At 66.8% G+C, this 18,393-nt stretch carries 15 protein-coding genes; 4 read left to right on the top strand and 11 right to left on the bottom strand.

The window, feature by feature from the left end; genetic code table 11:
• Positions 1 to 874, top strand: an 874-nt coding sequence (locus TL10_RS24750) for an MCE family protein (RefSeq protein WP_043987765.1), incomplete at its 5' end; no start/stop codon positions are given.
• A complete protein-coding gene (locus TL10_RS24745) occupies positions 874 to 2,496 on the top strand; it encodes an MCE family protein (protein WP_043987764.1) in 1,623 nt (540 codons plus the stop codon). The genes TL10_RS24750 and TL10_RS24745, both read left to right, overlap by 1 nt.
• Positions 2,497 to 2,557: 61 nt before the next feature.
• On the opposite strand, the gene TL10_RS24740 is transcribed toward TL10_RS24745, so the two are convergent.
• The 11 genes from TL10_RS24740 to TL10_RS24690 are packed head-to-tail and all read right to left on the bottom strand — an operon-like array spanning position 2,558 to position 15,940.
• Positions 2,558 to 3,976 carry an aldehyde dehydrogenase family protein gene (locus TL10_RS24740; RefSeq protein WP_043987763.1) on the bottom strand — a complete coding sequence of 473 codons (1,419 nt, stop codon included), beginning with the start codon at positions 3,974 to 3,976 and terminating at the stop codon, positions 2,558 to 2,560.
• Between the two features lie 33 nt (positions 3,977 to 4,009).
• Positions 4,010 to 5,722 carry a thiamine pyrophosphate-binding protein gene (locus TL10_RS24735; protein WP_043987762.1) on the bottom strand — a complete coding sequence of 571 codons (1,713 nt, stop codon included), beginning with the start codon at positions 5,720 to 5,722 and terminating at the stop codon, positions 4,010 to 4,012.
• A gap of 11 nt (positions 5,723 to 5,733) precedes the next feature.
• Positions 5,734 to 6,678, bottom strand: coding sequence for an acyl-CoA dehydrogenase family protein (locus tag TL10_RS24730; RefSeq protein WP_043987761.1), 945 nt, complete (start codon positions 6,676 to 6,678; stop codon positions 5,734 to 5,736).
• Positions 6,675 to 7,841, bottom strand: coding sequence for an acyl-CoA dehydrogenase family protein (locus tag TL10_RS24725; RefSeq protein WP_043987760.1), 1,167 nt, complete (start codon positions 7,839 to 7,841; stop codon positions 6,675 to 6,677). The genes TL10_RS24730 and TL10_RS24725 overlap by 4 nt, the downstream gene beginning before the upstream one ends.
• Complete coding sequence (locus TL10_RS24720; RefSeq protein ID WP_043987759.1) at positions 7,838 to 8,728, bottom strand: acyl-CoA dehydrogenase family protein; 891 nt, start codon at positions 8,726 to 8,728, stop codon at positions 7,838 to 7,840. Before TL10_RS24720 ends, TL10_RS24725 begins: the two co-directional genes overlap by 4 nt.
• The gene (locus tag TL10_RS24715; RefSeq protein ID WP_043987758.1) at positions 8,725 to 9,873 is read right to left on the bottom strand and encodes an acyl-CoA dehydrogenase family protein; all 1,149 of its coding nucleotides are present in this window, start codon (positions 9,871 to 9,873) and stop codon (positions 8,725 to 8,727) included. The genes TL10_RS24720 and TL10_RS24715 overlap by 4 nt, the downstream gene beginning before the upstream one ends.
• Before the next feature lie 2 nt (positions 9,874 to 9,875).
• Positions 9,876 to 11,006 carry a CaiB/BaiF CoA transferase family protein gene (locus TL10_RS24710; RefSeq protein ID WP_043987756.1) on the bottom strand — a complete coding sequence of 377 codons (1,131 nt, stop codon included), beginning with the start codon at positions 11,004 to 11,006 and terminating at the stop codon, positions 9,876 to 9,878.
• The gene (locus TL10_RS24705; protein WP_043987755.1) at positions 10,999 to 11,910 is read right to left on the bottom strand and encodes an SDR family NAD(P)-dependent oxidoreductase; all 912 of its coding nucleotides are present in this window, start codon (positions 11,908 to 11,910) and stop codon (positions 10,999 to 11,001) included. Before TL10_RS24705 ends, TL10_RS24710 begins: the two co-directional genes overlap by 8 nt.
• Positions 11,911 to 13,752 (bottom strand): flavin-containing monooxygenase, encoded by a 1,842-nt coding sequence (locus TL10_RS24700; protein ID WP_043987754.1) that lies wholly within the window; start codon positions 13,750 to 13,752, stop codon positions 11,911 to 11,913. It abuts the gene before it with no gap.
• A complete protein-coding gene (locus TL10_RS24695; protein WP_110789211.1) occupies positions 13,749 to 15,089 on the bottom strand; it encodes an aromatic ring-hydroxylating oxygenase subunit alpha in 1,341 nt (446 codons plus the stop codon). The genes TL10_RS24700 and TL10_RS24695 overlap by 4 nt, the downstream gene beginning before the upstream one ends.
• Positions 15,089 to 15,940, bottom strand: a complete 852-nt coding sequence (locus tag TL10_RS24690; protein ID WP_043987752.1) for an SDR family NAD(P)-dependent oxidoreductase — start codon at positions 15,938 to 15,940, stop codon at positions 15,089 to 15,091. The genes TL10_RS24695 and TL10_RS24690 overlap by 1 nt, the downstream gene beginning before the upstream one ends.
• A gap of 138 nt (positions 15,941 to 16,078) precedes the next feature.
• Here TL10_RS24690 and TL10_RS24685 point away from each other — a divergent pair, with 138 nt between their 5' ends.
• On the top strand, positions 16,079 to 17,662 hold the full coding sequence (locus tag TL10_RS24685) for an SMP-30/gluconolactonase/LRE family protein (RefSeq protein ID WP_043987751.1): 1,584 nt from the start codon (positions 16,079 to 16,081) through the stop codon (positions 17,660 to 17,662).
• The gene (locus TL10_RS24680) at positions 17,659 to 18,390 is read left to right on the top strand and encodes a GntR family transcriptional regulator (RefSeq protein WP_043987750.1); all 732 of its coding nucleotides are present in this window, start codon (positions 17,659 to 17,661) and stop codon (positions 18,388 to 18,390) included. The genes TL10_RS24685 and TL10_RS24680 overlap by 4 nt, the downstream gene beginning before the upstream one ends.
• The last annotated feature ends 3 nt before the right edge of the window (positions 18,391 to 18,393 follow it).

Genomic DNA, 18,393 nt, shown 5'->3' with positions numbered 1-18,393 from the left:
CGGTTCGACGCCCGTCGCACTCGACCCGATCGCCGGGGCGGCGCCGGCCGGCCGGCTGGCCCCCGGTACGACGATCCCGCTGAACCAATCGTCGACCTATCCGTCGACGGAGCGCACGCTGGCCGCGCTGGCGACGGTGGTCGACGGTGGTGGCGTCGGCCAGATCGGCGGCATCATCCACAGTTTCAACACCGCGTTCGACGGCCGCCAGGAATCGATCCGCGACCTGATCGGCCGGTTGGACCGCTTCGTCGGCACCATCGACGATCAACGGGACGACATCGTCGCCACGATCCGGGGTCTCAACGGACTGGCCGGTACCTTCGCCGGCCAGCGCGACGCCATCACCGAGGCGCTCCGGATCATGCCCCAGGCGCTGGAAGTCATGGTCGCGCAGCGGCCGAATATCACTGCGGCACTGACGAAGTTGCGGACCTTCAGTGACACCGCGACGTCCTTGATCAACGACACCCAGGCCGACCTCGTCGAGAACCTGCGCCACATGGAGCCGATCACGCGGTCACTGGCCGACGTCGGAATCGTCATCGACAAGTCGCTTGCGATGGCGACGGTGTTCCCCTACGGACAGGCCGCTATCGACCGCTACATCAAGGGCGATTATCTGAATCTGTCGGCGACCCTCGATCTGACGCTGCCGCGCATCCGGCGAGAACTGTGGATGGGTACCCGTTTCGGTGACCCGACCCAAGGGATTCAGGCCGCGATCGGTGATCCCGGATACGCCGAACAGACAAAGGATCCGCTCGGCATCGGGGTAGCGCCGCCGCCGGCGGTGATTGCGCCACGGCCGGCGGAAGTCGCTCCGCCGCCGCTGCCAGGACCCGCGCCAACCCCGGATCAAGGGGGTCACTGATGCTGTCCCGTCTCGTCCGAATCCAGTTGGTGATCTTCTCCATCGCGGCCGTCGTCGGCATCTTCGTGATGGGCTTCAGCTACATGCAGCTGCAGACACTCATGGGGATCGGGCGGTACAACGTCACTCTCGACCTACCCGACACCGGTGGGCTGTACCGCTTCGGCAACGTCACCTACCGCGGTGTGCAGGTGGGCCGGGTCACCGACGTCGCGCTCACGAAAACCGGTGTGCGCGCGAAGATGTCGCTGGACTCCTCGACCGACATCCCGGCAGACCTGTCGGCAGTGGTGCGCAGTGTGTCGGCCGTGGGGGAGCAGTACGTCGATCTGTTGCCGCGCACCGATTCCGGGCCGTATCTGCATGACGGTTCCGTGGTTCGGGGCGGTGCCGATGCGGTCCCGCCACCGATCGGCCCGATGATGGACCGTGCCAGCGAGCTGGTCGCCTCCCTGCCGAAAGACAAGCTGCATCAGCTCCTCGATGAGACGTACAAGGCGTTCAACGGCGCCGACTACGACCTGCAGTCGTTGGCCGATTCGTCGGGGAAACTCGTCGGTGGGCTCAATGACCAGCGGGACAAGGTACGGGACCTCATCGAGAACAGTTCTCCGCTGCTCGACTCGCAAGCGCAGAGCACGGATTCACTACGGGTCTGGTCGCGGGGCCTGACGGGCGTCACCTCTCAGCTGGTCACCAATGACCCGCAGCTCCGCAGCCTGCTGGACCACGGCCCCGGGGTGGCCGACGATGCGACGAAGCTCTTCGACAAACTGAAAATCACTGTGCCGGTACTGCTCGCCAACCTGACGACCCTGGGGCAGCTCGGTGTGACCTATCGTCCCGGCCTGGAGCAGGCGTTGGTGTTGCTGCCGCCGGTGGTGTCGACGGTGATCTCGTACGGCACGACTCGGAACGCGGGTGGCCTCGGTATCGGCAGTTTCCGGATCGGTGCGGAAGATCCGCCGCCCTGTACGTTGGGCTTTCTTCCGCCCTCTTCCTGGCGGCCTGCGTATGACACCACGACGGTGGACCTGCCCGACGACGTCTACTGCAAACTGCCGCAGGATGCGCCGGTCGGTGTTCGCGGTATCCGCAACACTCCGTGCATGACGAAACCGGGCAAGTTCGCGCCGACCGCGGAGATCTGTAACAGCGACAAGGAATACGAGCCACTGGCGTCGCGGATGCCGGTCGTCGGCCCGTACCCGCGGGACCCCAGCTTGGAAAGACAAGGTGTGCCGGCGGATTCGCGTTGGTTCCCAGACCAGGGCCTGTACGCCCCGGTCGGCGAAGGGCCCGCCGCCGGCGTCCCGCCGGCAGGGCCGCCGCCGAACAACCCGGTGCTGCCGCCGCAGAATCCGATCACCACACCGGGTGCTTCGGGCAACGCGGGCAGCGTCCCGCCGATCCCGGGCGGCGACCCCGTCGAGCCCAGGCCGGAGGTCCCGCCGGCAGCCGAGCCCGGTGTCGCGCCGAGCGCGTTCACCGGCGGGCTCGGGTACGCGCAGTACGACCCGCGCACGGGTGAGTACATGGCTCCTGACGGTCAGTTGTACCGCCAGGCCGATCTGGCCGCCGGTGGCGGGCCGAAGACCTGGCAGGACATGTTGACGTCCTGAAACGCGAGACCGCGGACGGCGCAGATGTGCTCTGCCGCCCGCGGTCAACCGAGTCCGAGTATCAGCCGTGGCCGAGCACGCTCTTGGTTTCCAGGTATTCGTGGAAACCGGCTTCGCCCCATTCGCGGCCGTTGCCGCTGTGTTTGTAGCCGCCGAACGGCGCGTTCATGTCGAAGGCGTGGTTGATCGATATCCAGCCGGCCCGGATCCTGCCGGCCACCGCGCGTGCGGCTTCGATGTCGGCGCCCGACACATAGCCGGCGAGACCGTATTCGGTGTCGTTGGCGATCTCGACCGCGTCGTCGATATCGTCGTATCCCAGCATGCACAACACCGGGCCGAAGATCTCCTCGCGGGCGATGGTCATGTCGTTGGTGACGTCCGCGAATACCGTTGGCCGGACATAGAATCCGCGGTCCAGTCCGTCCGGACGTCCCTCGCCGCCGGCCACCAGGTTGGCGCCGTCGGCGACACCCTTGGCGATGAGGCCCTGGATGCGCTCGAACTGGGCGCGCGAGGCGACCGGTCCGATGGCCTTCGGGTTGTCGGTGTCCGCCACCCGAACGCCCCCGATGGTCTCTGCGGCGATCGAAACGGCCTCTGCCATCCGGGAGTTCGGCACCAGCATCCGGGACGGCGCGTTACAGCTCTGGCCCGAGTTCGGCATCATCGCCGAGACCCCGGCGGCCACGCTGGTCGCGAAGGCCTCGTCGTCGAGCACGATGTTGGGGCTCTTGCCGCCGAGTTCCTGGCTGACCCGCTTGACGCTCGACGCCGCAGCTTTGGCGACCTCGATACCGGCGCGCGTCGAGCCGGTGAACGACACCATGTCGATACCGGGATGGCTCGAAATAGCCGCTCCCACACCGGCCCCGTCGCCGAAGACCAGGTTGTACACCCCGGCGGGGACGCCGGCGGCCTCGATGACCTCGGTGAAGATCTGTGCCGAGAACGGCGCGACCTCGGACGGCTTGAGGACCACCGTGCAGCCGGTGGCCAACGCCGGGAACACCTTGACGGCAATCTGGTTGAGCGGCCAGTTCCACGGCGTGATCAGTCCACAGACGCCGATCGGCTCACTGGAGACCAGCGTGTTGCCGAGCTGGCGGGAGAACTCGAAATTCTTCAGTACCTCGATGGCCGTCATCAGGTGACCGATGCCCAGTTGCACCTGCGCGCCCGCAGCCAGTGCCGGCGGGGCACCGATCTCCTCGCTCACGGCATCGGCGAGATCGCCTTGGCGCCTGAGATATTCAGCGCTGATCGCCCGCAGCACATCGAGGCGTTCTTCGCGGCTGGTCTGCGACCACGACCCGAACGCGCGCCGCGCGGCCGCGACCGCCTTGTCGACGTCGGCCGACGAGCCCAGGGCGATGCGCCCTGCGACCTCTTCGGTGCTGGGGTTGTCGACATCGAGCGGGCGGAGCTCGGCGGGGTCGACCCACTGACCGTCGATGTAGAACTGCAGATACTCGCGCATTGCATCTCCTTTAGTGTGGTGCCCTAGACGTTTTCACTGTGTGCCCTCTGCGTACCAGGTGCGGAATCGGTCGTACTTGGGCATCTCCTCGGAGTTTGCCTTCGGGTCGATGCACACATGCACCACTGCGACCTTGCCGCTGGCGTAGGCACGCGCGATGGCCGGACCGATCTCGTCGTCCTTCTCAACGTACTCGCCGTGGCAGCCGAAGCCCTCGGCGATCTTGTCCATCCGGACGTCCTTGCTCCAGTGCACGCCGGGCTGCGGCGACGGTTGCTCGAAGGTCCGCTTGTAGACGCCGACCTCCAGGCCCCACTGGTGGTCGACACCCACCACACATACCAGTGGGACGCCCTCTCGCGCAGCGGTTTCCAGTTCCGCGATGTGGAACAGGAACGCCGAGTCACTGGTCAGCAGCATGACCGGGCGCTTACGGCCGTCAGCGATCGAGGCGCCGACGGCGTAGGGCAACCCGGTGCCCAAGTGGCCGAAGTTCTGATTCCAGATCACGTCGCGCGGCTTGGACTGGGAGTAGGTCCACTGGAAGATGACGGTCGCGCCGCCGTCGCGCACCAAGATGCCGTCCTCGAGTTCGTTGAACGCCTTGGTGGCCTCGACGACATAACGCGCCGGATGGATCGGCGCTCGCCCGGACGGCGCATTCTCGGCGAGCCCCGCCAGTTCGGCGGCGTCGGACGCGATCAGGGTGTCGAGGTTGGCCGACGGAGCGCGCGGGGTGTCACGCAGTGCCTCGACGAGCTGCGGCACGACTCCGCGCAGGTCGCCGACCAGCGCCACGTCGAACGAACGATTGACGCCGATGGCGGTCGGGTCCTGTTCGACGTATACCCACTTGCGGTCCGCGTTGGCCGCCGCCCAGTGCTGGGTCCGCCCGTAGTGCATGGGTTCACCGAGTTCGGTGCCCAGCGCGACGCACAGGTCGGATTCCTCGACGGCCTGGTTCGCCGCCGGCGAGAACAGGTACGGGAACGTCCGGTCCTGCAGACCGGGGATGAAGGACGTACCACCGGAGGTCTGGATGACGGGGCAGTTCATCAGCTCGGCCAGCTCTTTGACCTCCTGCTGGGTGCGTGACGTGTGCACACCGTGACCGACCAGCAGGATCGGGCTCTTGGCTTCCCGGATCAGCTGCGCGGCTTCGGCGACCTCACGCGAGCCCGCGCCCTGGTTGACCAGCCGGTAGGTCGCGGGGCTCGGTGCCTCTGCCACATCGAGCTCGTCGAGGATCACGTGCGATGGGAACTCGACGTAGGCCGGGCCCGGGGTGCCCGACATCGCCCGGCGGATGGCCTCGTGGATGATCTCGTCGGTCTGATCCGCGTACTCGATGGAGCTGCTGTACTTCACCGACGGCGCGAAAAGTCCTTCCTGCTGGACGAATTGGATCCGGCCACGGCGCACGCGGCGCTCGGTGATGCGGGCACGCTGCCCGCCGAGGAAGATGACCGGCGAGTTCTCCACCAGGGCACACATCATCGCGCCGGCGATGTTCGCGACGCCCGGTCCGAGCGTTCCGATGCACAGACCCGGCTTCCCGGTCATCCGCGAGGCGGCCTCGGCCATGAAGCCTGCGCTCAGTTCGTGGTGCGGCGCCACGACAGACCAGCCGCGGGCCTCGGCCTCGGTGAACATATGCACGAAGTTCGGGTCCGGGATGCCGAACAACGTGTTGACGCCTTCGGCCTCGAACAGGTCGAGAATGCGCTTGTAGACCGGTACACCCATGTGAAACTCCTTTATCGGTAGCGTTTGGCCAGTCGCCTGCGATGTGCCGCAGGGGAGCCGAACAATGAACGGTTGAGGGCGGCGCGTTTGAGGTAGACGTGGACGCCGCTTTCCCACGTGTATCCGATGCCGCCGTGCAACTGCATGGCCTTGCCCGCGACGTCCACGGCCATGCCGCAGGCGTACGCCTTGGCCATCGACGCGGCGGTGTCATCGCGGTCCTGCACCACGGATTCGACTGCCGCGCCGACAAGTTGGCGGGCCACCTGGACCTGGACCAGCATGTCGGCGCACGCGTGTTTGACGGCCTGGAACGACCCGATCGGCCGGCCGAACTGCTGTCGTACCTTGGCGTAGGACACTGTCGCGGCGAGCATCGCCTCGGCGATGCCGAGGCTGTCGGCGGCCAGCGCCACCGCGGCCCGGTTACGCAGAAGTCCGAGCCGATCGATGGAAGCGTCTGCATAGCAAAGGGTTTCGGTCGAGCCGTCGGCTATCACCGTGGCCAGTCTCCGGGTCTCGTCGAGCACGGGCTGGGGGATGACACGCGAGTCGACGACGGAAACTCCGTCAGCGGTGACGAGCAGGATGCGGTCGGCGCCCTCGGCGTCGGGTACGAAGTCCTGCCCGTCCATCGTCACGGCCAGCCGGATACTGCCGGTCGCCACTCCCGTTACCAGCTCATGACGAACAGCGCTGGGCGCCAGCATGTTCAGCACGCCGACCGCCAGTACCGCACTGCCCAGATAGCTGGTGGCACTGGCGGCCCGGCCCATCTCCTCACAGATGACGGCCACCTCGGCGAACGTCGCACCGGCCCCACCGAACTCCTCGGGCACCTCCAGCCCGACCCAGCCCGCCTCGACCAGGGACGGCCAGTCGGCCTCCCTGCCCTTGGCCAGCAGGTCGCCGGCCACCGACCGCAGCTCCTCATGGAATTCGCCGAAAGCGGTCACGGCGCACCCACTTCGCGCGGCAGACCGAGGCCGCGTTCGCCGATGATGGTCCGCTGAATCTCGCTGGCTCCGCCGGGAATGGTCCACTCCCACGACCCGATGAAATCGAGCAGCCACGAACCGGACTCCCAGCCGCTGGACATGGGCTTCGTCAGCTGGGTGTGGACGTCCAGACCGCCGGCCTCGACACCCAAATCGGTGAGGCGTTGCAGCACTTCGCTGTAGAACAGTTTCACGATCGACGCGTCGGCGGGATTGTTCGAGCCCGATCCTTCCTTATCAGCGTTCTCCACCAAGCGGCGGCACAGGCCGCGCAGCCCGGTGAGCTCGATCTCCAACTGGGCGAGCCGGTCGGCGACCACCGGATCATCGGTGGGACAGGTCTGCACCAGTCGGCGAAAGCCTGTGTGAGCCAGTCGCTCCGACAGTTCCAACATGGTCAGGCCACGCTCCGCGCCCAGGGTCTCCTGCGCCACCTGCCAGCCGGCGTTTTCCGCGCCCACCAGGTTCGCCGCCGGAATGACCACGTCGGTCAGGAAGATCTCGCAGAAGTGCGAGTCGCCCATCGCGTTGCGGATCGGTCGCACCTCGACGCCAGGGCTGGTCATGTCGAGCAGGAAGTACGAAATACCCTTGCGTTTGGGGGCATCAGGATCGGTACGGGCCAGCAGTAGGCACCAGTCGGCGTGCGCACCCCCGCTGGCCCACAGCTTCTGGCCGTTGACGATGTACGAGTCGCCGGTCCGGCGGGCCGAGGTCCGCAGGCTCGCCAGGTCCGAGCCGGCTTCCGGTTCGGAGAAGCCCTGCACCCAGATTTCGCCGTCGAGGATCGCCGGAAGATGCTGCTGCCGTTGCTCTTCGGTGCCCGCCGCCAACAGGGTGGCCGCGGCGTGATGGATGCCGACGAACGCGAGGACCAGCCGGGGCGCGTCGTGCGCGGCCAGCTCCTGGTAGAGCACGATCTGATCAGCCACGCTCATGCCGCCGCCCCACTCGCGGGGCCAGTGCGGGACGGCAAACCCGGCGGCGTGCAATTCGGCGAACCACGCCTGCTGGAACCGCACGAATTCCGTTTCCGGGACGCCGGTTTGGGTGCGGCGCCAGTCGCGGGGGACATGCTCTGCGCACCAGGCGCGCACGTGTTCGCGGAAGCCGGGGGTCACGACATTCTCCGCGTGAGTTCCGCTTTCGTCGCCGACAACCCCAGCGGCAGGCGGCGCAGCGGCTGGCTGTAGCGCGAGAGCCACGAGAGGGTGGTCTCGTCGCAGAAGCCGACCGCCCCGTGCAACTGGTGGCAGACCCGGAAGACGACATCGGCCGCCTCGATGGCCGACATCCGAAGTGCCAACGCATCGTTGACGGCATCCGGTTGGCCGGTGCCGACACTCCACAACGCATGTTTGGCCAAGATGTCCAGCCCGCTGCGCTCCACCTCGGCGTCGGTCAGCTGGAACTGCACGCCCTGGAATGACGACAGGGGCGCGCCAAACTGCTTGCGCAGCGTGACGTGCGCGACCGTGAGTTCCAGCGCGCGATCGAGCATGCCCAGCAGGGTCCAGCACGGCAGGACCAGAGCCAGCGCCACATCGGAGGCACCACGATCGTCGATGGCGGACAGTTCGAGCGGGGTCACGAAAGCCGGCCCGGCCGGACCGTGTCCGACCACCTCGCTACGGGCCCCGAAGACGGTGACGGCCGCCCACCGCCCTTCGAGTCCGGCCACCGGCGCGGACGGGTTGACGTCGGCGACCACGGTCAGGCCGTCGACCTCGAGATCGGCGGGCCGGGCAAGAATTTCGGCGACGGGATAGGGGACCGCCCAATGCCCGGCGCTGCGGCACAGCGCCGCCGCGGCCTCCAGTTCGTCGGCATCGGAGCGGGCATTCAGGTCCCAGACGCCCAGCTCGCGCAACACCCCGTCGACGAGTTCTGCCCGCATGCGCGGCTTCGCCTCGGCCTGCTGCACCAGGGCGTCGCCACCGGCGGCTTCGAACGCCCGAAGCGCCTGTCGGCCAAACTCTTTGGCCTGCTCATCGAGATCGAGGATCATCGCGCCGCCAACATGACTCGAGACAGCAGGATGCGCTGCATCTCGATGCTGCCGGAGGACACCGTCGACGCCTGCGAGTAGCGCCAGTGGTCTGCCACCTCGGCTTTGAACCACCGGGCGTATGTGCTGTCGTCGGTCACCTCGGCGGCCAGATCGGTCAGCACCTCGGCGCTGTCCTGATCCAGCCGGGTGACGGCGATGCGGTATGCCGCCGCGTCGCCCGGCCGCACGTGCCCGGCGGCCTGCAGTGCCACCACCCGGTAGGCCATCAGGCGGGCCCGCCGGCAGTGCGTCATCATGCGTACCCACCTGCTGCGCAACTCATCCGGCAGCGTCTGCCACCGGTCGCCCAGTGCCGTCGGTGCCGCGGCCAGCAGCTGCTCGCAACGCGCGTAGCGGGCGATGCCGACCCGTTCGAAGGACATCACGTCCTGCACGATCGACCAGCCCTGATCGACCGTGCCGAGCACGTCGGCAGGAGTGACGCGCAACTCGTCGATGAACACCTCGTTGAGGTGGTGGGGGCCGAGCATGGTGCGGATGGGCCGGACCTGGATCGCCGGATCATCCATCGGGACAAGGAAAATCGTGAGTCCCTGTTGTTTCTTCTCCTGGCGCGAGGTCCGGGCCAGCAGGAAACACCACTGCGCCATGGTGGCGTACGACGTCCAGATCTTCTGCCCGGTGATCCGCCAGCCGTCGCCGTCCGGACGTGCAGTGGTGCGTAGCGACGCGAGGTCAGAGCCCGCCTCCGGTTCGGAGAAGCCTTGGCACCAGATCACCTCGCCGCAGGCGATCAGTGGAAGGTGCTGCTGCCGTTGCTGTTGGGTGCCGTGGCGCATGATGATGGGGCCGACCCAGTTGACGCCCATGTACTGGGCGCCGCGCGGCTCGTGGTGTGCCCACATCTCCTCGCGCACCACGGTCTGTTCCCACACCGATGCGCCGCGACCACCGAATTCTTCCGGCCAGGCCAGGCACAGCAGTTCCTGCTCGGCGAGGACGCGGCAGAACTGCTGCGCCACAGCGAGATCGGCCGGATCGTCGGTGAAGGCGCCCAGGAAGTCCTCCGGCACATGCTCTTTCACCAGGTCCCGCAACTGGCGACGCAACGCCGCGGCGTCCGCGCCCATCTCGAAGTCCATGCTCACAGTTCGCTCAACACCTCATCGGTATCTGCGCCCAACATCGGTGCCGGGCCGGCGACCCGGCCGGGTGTGCGGGAAAACCAGGTAGGCACACCGGGAAAGCGCACCGGGCCGTGTGGGGTGTCGACCGTTTCGAACAGGCCCACGGCATTGAGATGGGGGTCGTCGAACAAGGCGTCGGGGGTGTTCAGCGGCGCGGCCGGGATTTCCAAGGTGCGGAACAGCGCGAGCCATTCGGCAGTGGTGCGTTCCTTCATGGTCCCGGCCACCAGGCCGTACACCGTGTCGATGCTGCGGGCGCGTTGTTCCAGCGTGGCGTATTGGTCGCCGGCCCACGGCGGCTGCACGGCATCGATGAATGCCGTCCAGTGCCGGTCGTTGTAGATCAGTGCGGCGATCTCGCCGTCGCTGGTGCGATAGGGACGGCGGTTGGGCGCCACGGTGCGCGGGTAGATGGCGGGGCCCAGGGGCGGGTTGAACATGGCGCCGTTGGCGTGCTCGACGAGCATGAAGGAGGCCATGGTCTCGAACATCGCGACCTCGACCTCCTGCCCCTCCCCGGTGCGTTCGCGGTGGAACAGCGCCATGGTGGTGGCGTAGAGCGCGGTGAGTCCGGCGATCTTGTCCGCCATGATGGTGCCGACATAGTCGGCTTGCCCGGTGAGTTGTGCCTGGACGGCGGGCAGCCCGCATTCGGCCTGAATGGTGTCGTCGTAGGCGGGCCGGTCGCGGTCCGGTCCGCGGCGCCCGTACCCGTAGCAGTTCGTGTAGACGATGCGCGGATTGAGCGTGGCCACGTCGTCATAGCCGAAGCCCAGCCGGGCGATTGCCTTGGCGCGCATCGAATGGATGAAGACATCGGCCGTCTCGCACAGTGCCCGCAGCGCCGACTTGCCGGCGTCGCTGCGCAGGTCCAGCACCACGCTGCGCTTGCCGCGGTTGACGTTGACGAACACCCCGCTCATGCCTGGCGCCGGACCCACTGAGATGAAGCGCGTGTCATCACCTTGCGGCGGTTCGATTTTGATGACGTCGGCACCCATGTCGGCCATGATCTGCGTGCAGTAGGGCCCCATCACCATCGCGGTGAGGTCGATGACGCGCACCCCGTGCAATGGCCCGCTAGCCATGAGCGGCCATCGCGAAGCTGTAGCGGATGTGGTCGCCGTGTCCGTCGGGGACGACGGGGAAGGTCACCGGTTCGTCGGCGTCGCGGATCGCGGCCGATTGCGCGGCCACGTCCTCGATGGACCACGACGGTCGGTATACCCCGGGTGTTTCGGCGACGACGACCCGCGCCACCCGGCCGGCCAGCGCGACGAAGATTTCGCCGGTGACCGAACAGGATTCGTGGGCCAGCCAGCCGACCACGGGGGCCACCAGTTCGGGTGACATCGGGGGATAGGACGACGTGTCGATACCTTCGGCCATCCGGGTGACGGCCGCGGGGACGACGACGTTGCAGGCGACACCCGCCGAAGAGCCTTCCAGGGCAACGACGTTCGACAGGCCGATGACGCCGGCCTTGGCGGCCGCGTAGTTCGCCACCTGGTGGTTGCCGTACAGCCCGCCGATCGAGGAGGTCAGCACGATGCGGCCGTATCCCGCGTCGCACATCACCGGAAATGCCGCGCGCACAACGTGAAACGCGCCGCGCAGGTGGACGTCGAGGACCGCATCGAAATCGTCGGACGTCATCTCCCGCAGCGGCGCCCGCCGGACGTTGCCGGCGTTGTGGACCAGGACGTCGACACGCCCGTAGCGTGCCAGCGCAGCGTCGATGATCGCCTGTCCGCCGGCGGGTGTAGCGACCGAGTCGGTGCTCGCGACGGCGCGGCCGCCGGCTGCGGTGATCTCTTGTACGACATCGTGGGCCGGGCCCGCGTTGACCCCGTCGCCGGACAGGGTCCCGCCGGAGTCGTTGACCACCACACTGGCGCCACGCGACGCGAGCAGCAGGGCGTACGAGCGCCCCAGCCCTCGGCCGGCACCGGTGACGATCGCGACGCGACCATCGAATCTCAAGTCGGACATCTAGTTTCCCAGCGCCAGGCCATCGAGGTCGCCGGCGTCGCGCCACGCCTTCAGCAGGTCGTCGAAGGCGTAGAAGCCCGGCGTGTACACCTCACCGAGGAAGGATCGGGTGGCATTGCCGAAGCCACTGCCTTCGTTGTTGTAATAGCCGGGCGTGCAGGTGTTGTCGAACGCCGAGTTGTCGAAGGCGAGTTCCCGGATGGTGGCCACCCACGCGTCCTGGCCCGCCTGGCTGGGCTCGACGGTGGCGGCGCCGCGCTTGATGGCCTCGACGATGATGTAGGCGATGTGCTCGGCCTGCTGCTCGAACATCGCGGTGGTGTTGGCGGATACGCCGCCCTGGATGAAGCCGGTGTGGAACTGGTTGGGGAAGCCGCGGCTCGTCATCCCGTGCAGTGTCTGGTAGTTGTCGCGCCAGTGGTCGAACAGCGAAACGCCGTCGCGGCCCTCGACCGCATCCATCGCGTAGCGGCGGCTGATCTCCGTGGAGATCTCGAACCCGCTGGCGAAGATGACGCAATCCACTTCGTACTCAACGCCATTGGCGATGATCCCGGTCCGGGTCAGTCGTTCCACGCCCTGTGATTCCGAGACGTCGACCAGTGTGACGTTGGGCCGGTTGAAGCTGGACAGGTACTCGTCGCTGGATGTCGGGCGCTTGCACATGAATCGGTAGTACGGCTTGAGCGCCTCCGCGGTGTCGGGGTCGTCGACCAGGTCGGCGATGCGACGGCGCAGCCGCTCCATGATCTTGTAGTCCTCCTCCTCCCGCATCGCCATGATCTGTTCGACGCCCAGCGCGGACGGGTCAGGACTTGCCGCGATGCGGGCCGTCAGATTGCGGCCGAGTTCGGTCCAGAAATCGCAGACCTGGTCTGGCGCATCGAAAACCACGCCCTCGAAGGGCGACCAGCGGTGGAAGTTCCGCTTGCGTTCGGCCTGCCAACCGGGCCGCAGCGACTCGGCCCACGCCGGGTCGGTGGGTTCGTTGCCGCGGAAGTCCACCGACGATGGCGTCCGCTGAAAGACGTACAGGTGCTGGGCATCGCGGCCGAGGTGCGGTACCAGCTGAACCCCCGTCGCGCCAGTGCCCACCAGGGCGACCCGCTTGTCGGCGAGCTTGTCGAGTCCGCCGCTCGCGTCACCGCCGGTGTAGTCGTAATCCCAACGCGCGGAATGAAAGACGTGTCCCTGAAAGTCGTTGATGCCGGGGATGCCGGGCAGCTTCGGCCGGTTGTACGAGCCTTGTGTCATCACCACGAAACGCGCGCGGATATCGTCGCCGCGATTGGTGGTCAGCCGCCACCGCTTGATGTCCTCGTCCCAGCGCACAGTGCGCACCTGCGTCGAGAAGAGAGCGCCGTCGTAGAGCCCGAAGTGTTTTCCGATGTGCTGGCAGTGCTCGAGGATCTCGGCGCCGTCGGCGAACTTCTTCGACGGCATGAAGTTCAGCTCTTCGAGCAGCGGAATGTAGCAGTAGGCGTCGTTGTCGCACTGGATTCCGGGGAAGCGGTTCCAATACCAGACTCCGCCGAAGTCGCCGCCCGCCTCGATGACGTGCACATCCTCGACGCCGGCCTTCGTCAAGTAGGCGCCCGCCAGCAGTCCGGCGATCCCGCCACCCAGGATCACGACTTCGAGGTCAGTGTCGATCGCCGCCCTCGGTGTCACTGGGGTATGCGGATCAATTTCGGAGAAATCGGCGTAATCTCTGGCGGCTTCGAGGTATTGGGCAGATCCTTCCGGGCGCAACCGCTTCGCCCGCTCGTACGCGTACTTCTCCCGCATCGCGTCGATATCGACGTCGTCGGGCGTCTGGGTGGGTCCACACGTGTCATTCATCGCAACTCCTGTGGTTCGCCGGTGCCCATGTACTTCGACAGTTGGTGATGCAGGTTCACGGTGCTGCGTTCGCGGTAGGGATTGGGTTTGGTGCCGGGGAATCCGGCCGATTTCATGCCCTGTTGCACCGCGGCCATGTTCGAGAAGTCCTGGGGGAGCACCGACAGCCAGTTCGGGCTGTCTTTCGGGGTGTACTCCCACTCTGTCTGCGGCTCTTGCCCTTTCGGGTACAGCTCGAATACCGCGACTTCGAAGATGCATTTGTTCGGGTCGTAACTCGGGTCCGGCCGGGCGGTGTAGCACAGCGCGCTGGTCAGCCCTTGTCCGATCTGGAAGTTCGGGAAGAGTTGCCATGCCGTGCCACTCTGGCCCAGGACATCGGCGGGAATGGTCGGCCAGATGACCCCGCGCGCCTCGTCATCGCGACGCGCCGAGGACAGCCAGTGCTCCAGCACCTTGTCGGCGGGGGTGTCCTCCGGTAACTCGTCGACCAGGCGCTTGGCGGCGTTCACCAGCGTCTGCGTGGTGGTCGCGTTGGTCTCTTCCATTGTGTAGACCTGCATTTCGGCGGTTGATACCCGGGGATCGCCGATCCCGAGCCGGATCTTGGACTTCGTTTCGTCCATGCCTTTCGGCGCGTCGTAGCCGATGTTGCTGTGCCGGCCCTGCGCCTTGGCCCAGCCCTTGAACTCGCCGAATCTGTTGAACTCCGGGTGGGTGGTGAACACGTGGTAGGTCTCGTTGAAGGCCTCCATCGCGACTTTCCAGTTGCAGTCGAAGTTCAGCCACTTGCGCCACTTGTAGCGCATGTTGTCGAGGCGGAACGGGTCGAGAATCTTGGCGGCCGGAAAGAGATAGTCCGCCAACGGCTCACAGTCGTTGTCCATGTTGACGAACAGCCAGCCGCCCCAACGCTCGACCCGCACGGGCGTCAGGTGCGTGTTCTGCGGGGTCAGCACTCCCTGCCAGTCGTCCTGTTCGCGGATATGCGTGCAGGCGCCGTCGAGCCCGTAGGTCCAGCCGTGAAATCCGCACACGAAGCTCTTGTGGTTGCGGCCGCACGCGTTCTTGGCGCCGTCGGGGATATCGATCAACCGGCGGCCGCGATGCATGCACACGTTGTGGTGGGCGGCAAACTCTTCCGGTCCGGTGCGCACCACGATGATCGAGTCGTCGAGGATGTCGTAGGTCAGATAGCTGCCGATCTCCGGCAGTTCCTCGACGCGCCCGACCTGCTGCCACACCTTGCGCCACAACCGATCCCGCTCGGCACGGGCGTATTCGGGACTGACATAGGCGTCGACGCCGATCGTCATCGGCTGTGACAGTTCCTCCATCACATCTCCTTGATCGTCGTGCGGAACGACTCGTCCTTGAGGAACAGCGAGGTGTGGTCCGCGCCGAGGTGACTCCACTTGAGGTTGAGGCCGCCGTCGACCAGCAGCGTCTGTCCCGTTATGTAGCTCGACAGGTCCGACAGCAGGAAAAGGATTGCGCCGGCCTGCTCGATGGGGCGTCCGCGGCGGCCCATGGCGATGGCCCGACGGTCGCGGTCCGGGTCGTCGTCGACGTATGTCGCCGAAGCGGTCGTCTGGGTGACTCCGGGCGCGACAGCGTTGACGCGGATGTCGTCGGCGGCGAGCTCGACGGCCATGGTTCGGGTCATCGCGACGATGGCCGCCTTGGCCGTGCCGTACGCGATGTGGAACGGCGCGGTGTTCATGCCGCTCACCGAGGAGATCGAGACGATCGACCCCGGACGCCCTGCTGTCCGCAACTCGCCTGCCACCGCCTGACTCATGAAGAACGCCGTCTCCAGGTTCCGGGTGAACAGCGCCCGCCAATCTGCGCGGGTGACCCGGGTCGACGGCATCCAGGTGTGCGGGTCGGCGCCGCCCGCAACGTTCACCAGCCCGTGTAGCGCGCCATCGGTGCGGCGCACCTGGTCGATGACCGCGGCGATGCCGTCGTCGGTCGAGGCGTCGGCGGCGAGGGGGATGACGGGAAGGCCGGCCGCGGCCAACGGTGCGACGTGCTCGTCGAGGTTCGCCTGCGAGCGGCTGACGGCGACGACGGTGGCTCCCGCTTCCGCGGCCATGCGCGTCACGGCGGTGCCGATACCACCGCCGCCGGCACCGGAGACGACAACGACGCGGCCGTCCAACCTCAGGAGTTCCGTGGCCGACATGCTAATTGTCCGGACAACATAGCTTGTTCTGCATATTGGAGAACACTATTCCGCAGGGAGAATCGGCTCGTCAAGAGGTTTGGCGGGAACGAATCGCCCTATTGTCTGGACTACTGTTGCTTGATACCGTCGCCCGTCATGAGCCGGTACATCGCGACCGAACCGAGCGTTGCGCAGGGCTGGTGCCTTGAGCGGGTGACCGCGCCGAGTCGGCTGTTCGGCGCAAACGGATTGCGCACCGGTCCCGATGGACGCATCTATGTGGCACAGGTGACCGGCAGCCAGATCAGCGCACTCGATCCGGTCACCGGAGAGCTGGAGGCAGTGGCCGCCAAGGGCGGCGACATCATCGCGCCCGACGACGTCGCGTTCGACGGGGCCGGGAATCTGTACGCCACCGAGGTGATGGACGGCCGGGTGAGCGTCCTTGACACCGCCGGCCAGGCCCGTGTCCTTCGGGACGACCTCCCCAGCGCCAACGGCATCACGGTGTACCAGGATCGGTTGTTCGTCAACGAATGCCGCGACGGTGGACGGCTGCTGGAACTTGACCGAAACGGGGCAGTGTCGCGGATCTTGTTGGCGGACTTGCCGTCACCGAACGCGATGGAGGTCGGCCCTGACGGGATGCTGTACTTCCCGCTGCTGACTGCCAATGAGATTTGGCGGGTCGATCCGAATGGTGGTGAGCCGCAGCGGGTCGCGGCGGACCTCGGGGTGCCCGACGCCGTCAAGTTCGACGCCGACGGTTTCCTCGTCTCGACTCAGGTGGCGACCGGACAGGTGCTCCGTATCGACCCTCTTACCGGCGAACAACAGGTACTGGCGCAGCTGACGCCCGGGCTCGACAATCTCACCTTCGTCGGAAATCGGCTGTTCGCTTCGAATTTCACCGGCGAGATCACCGAGATCCTCGCTGACGGCCAGACCCGCGCCCTGCTGCCGGGCGGACTGAACTGGCCACTGGACCTGGCGGTAGGGGCAGATGGGAACCTGTACGTCGCTGACGGCACCTACTTCTATGTCGTGGGCGCCGACGGCGCGCTGATCACCGTCGGGATGTTGTTCTCGCCGGGCTACCCCGGGTTTCTGCGGGGCCTGGCGCCGTGCGGCCCAGGGGAGTTCGTGGTGACCACCTCAGGCGGTCAGGTCAGCCGCTATGTGCCCGCCCGTGCCGAAACAGAGGTGCTGGCAGACGGATTCGATCAGCTGTATGGCGTGGCGGTCGACGGTGACGCCGTGGTCGTCGCGGAGTTCGGCACCGGTCGGGTGCTGGCGGTGCGGGTCGGTCGGGTCGAGGTACTCGCCGTAGGACTGCTGGACCCCGTGGGCGTGGCGATTGCGCCCGACGGCAACGTGCTGGTCGCGGAGTCGGCCGCCGGCCGGGTGGTGAAACTGACGGGCTCGACCGTAGAAGTCGTGGTAGACGGCCTGGGGTGTCCGCAGGGCATCGTCGTTGCCGAGGGACGGCTCTACGTCGTCGACGCCGGCGCCAAGGAAGTCGTCATGCTCGATCTGAACAGCAAGGCCCGCAACACCATTGCCGCCGATTTGCCGCTCGGCGCACCGCCCGGGGTAGAGCCGAAACCGCTCAAGGGACTGCCGCCGTTCTCCGGGCCGCAGGGCCCGTTCGCCGGCATCGCCGTCGCGCCCGACGGCACCGTCTACGTGTCAGCGGACGGCGACGGCAGTGTGCTGGCTCTGCGTCAGGACCGCCCATGACCGTGCCCACCGCCGAACACCGCTATCTGCAGGTGGCCCGCACGTTGCGGAAGGAAATCGTCGACGGGGTGTATCCCGTCGGTGCCCAATTGCCCACCGAACACGAACTGTGCGAACGATTCGCGGTGTCACGCTATACCGTTCGAGAGGCACTGCGACGCCTTCGGGACGACAACCTGGTCGAGTCGAAGCCCCGTGCCGGCACCCTGGTGGTGCCCAGGTCCGCGGCGAACACCTACGCGCAGGACGTGATGTCGATCGACGACCTGCTGGCCTTCGCCGAGGGCGCACAGTTCGAGATCGCCTCCACCTCCATGGTCACCATCGACGCGGACCTCGAGGCCCGGTCCGGGCTGGCCCTCGGTTCACAGTGGCTGGCGGTCGAGGGCTTCCGCAGCGGCAACGGTGCCCCCATCTGCCGCACCGAGTACTACATCAACCGGGAGTTCGCGGCAGTCGGCCGGTTACTGCACCGGCACTCGGGCCCGATCTTCCCGTTGATCGAAGACCTGTTCGGCGTGAGCATTGCCGAAGTGCACCAGGAGATTTCGGCTGTGGTCGTCACCCACGATCTGGCCGCGGAACTCAAGGTGGAGGCCGGGACCGCCGCCCTGCAGATGCGGCGCACCTACCGGACGTCGGACGGTGACATTGCGCAGGTCACCGTCAACACCCATCCGGCGGCACGGTACCGGCATTCGATGACGATGCGGCGGGTCAAGAGCTGACAC

Source organism: Mycolicibacterium llatzerense, from assembly GCF_000878195.1.
GTDB lineage: Bacteria > Actinomycetota > Actinomycetes > Mycobacteriales > Mycobacteriaceae > Mycobacterium > Mycobacterium llatzerense.
The sequence above is the reverse complement of the archived record's forward strand: the minus strand, read 5'-3'. Positions and strand labels throughout refer to the sequence as shown.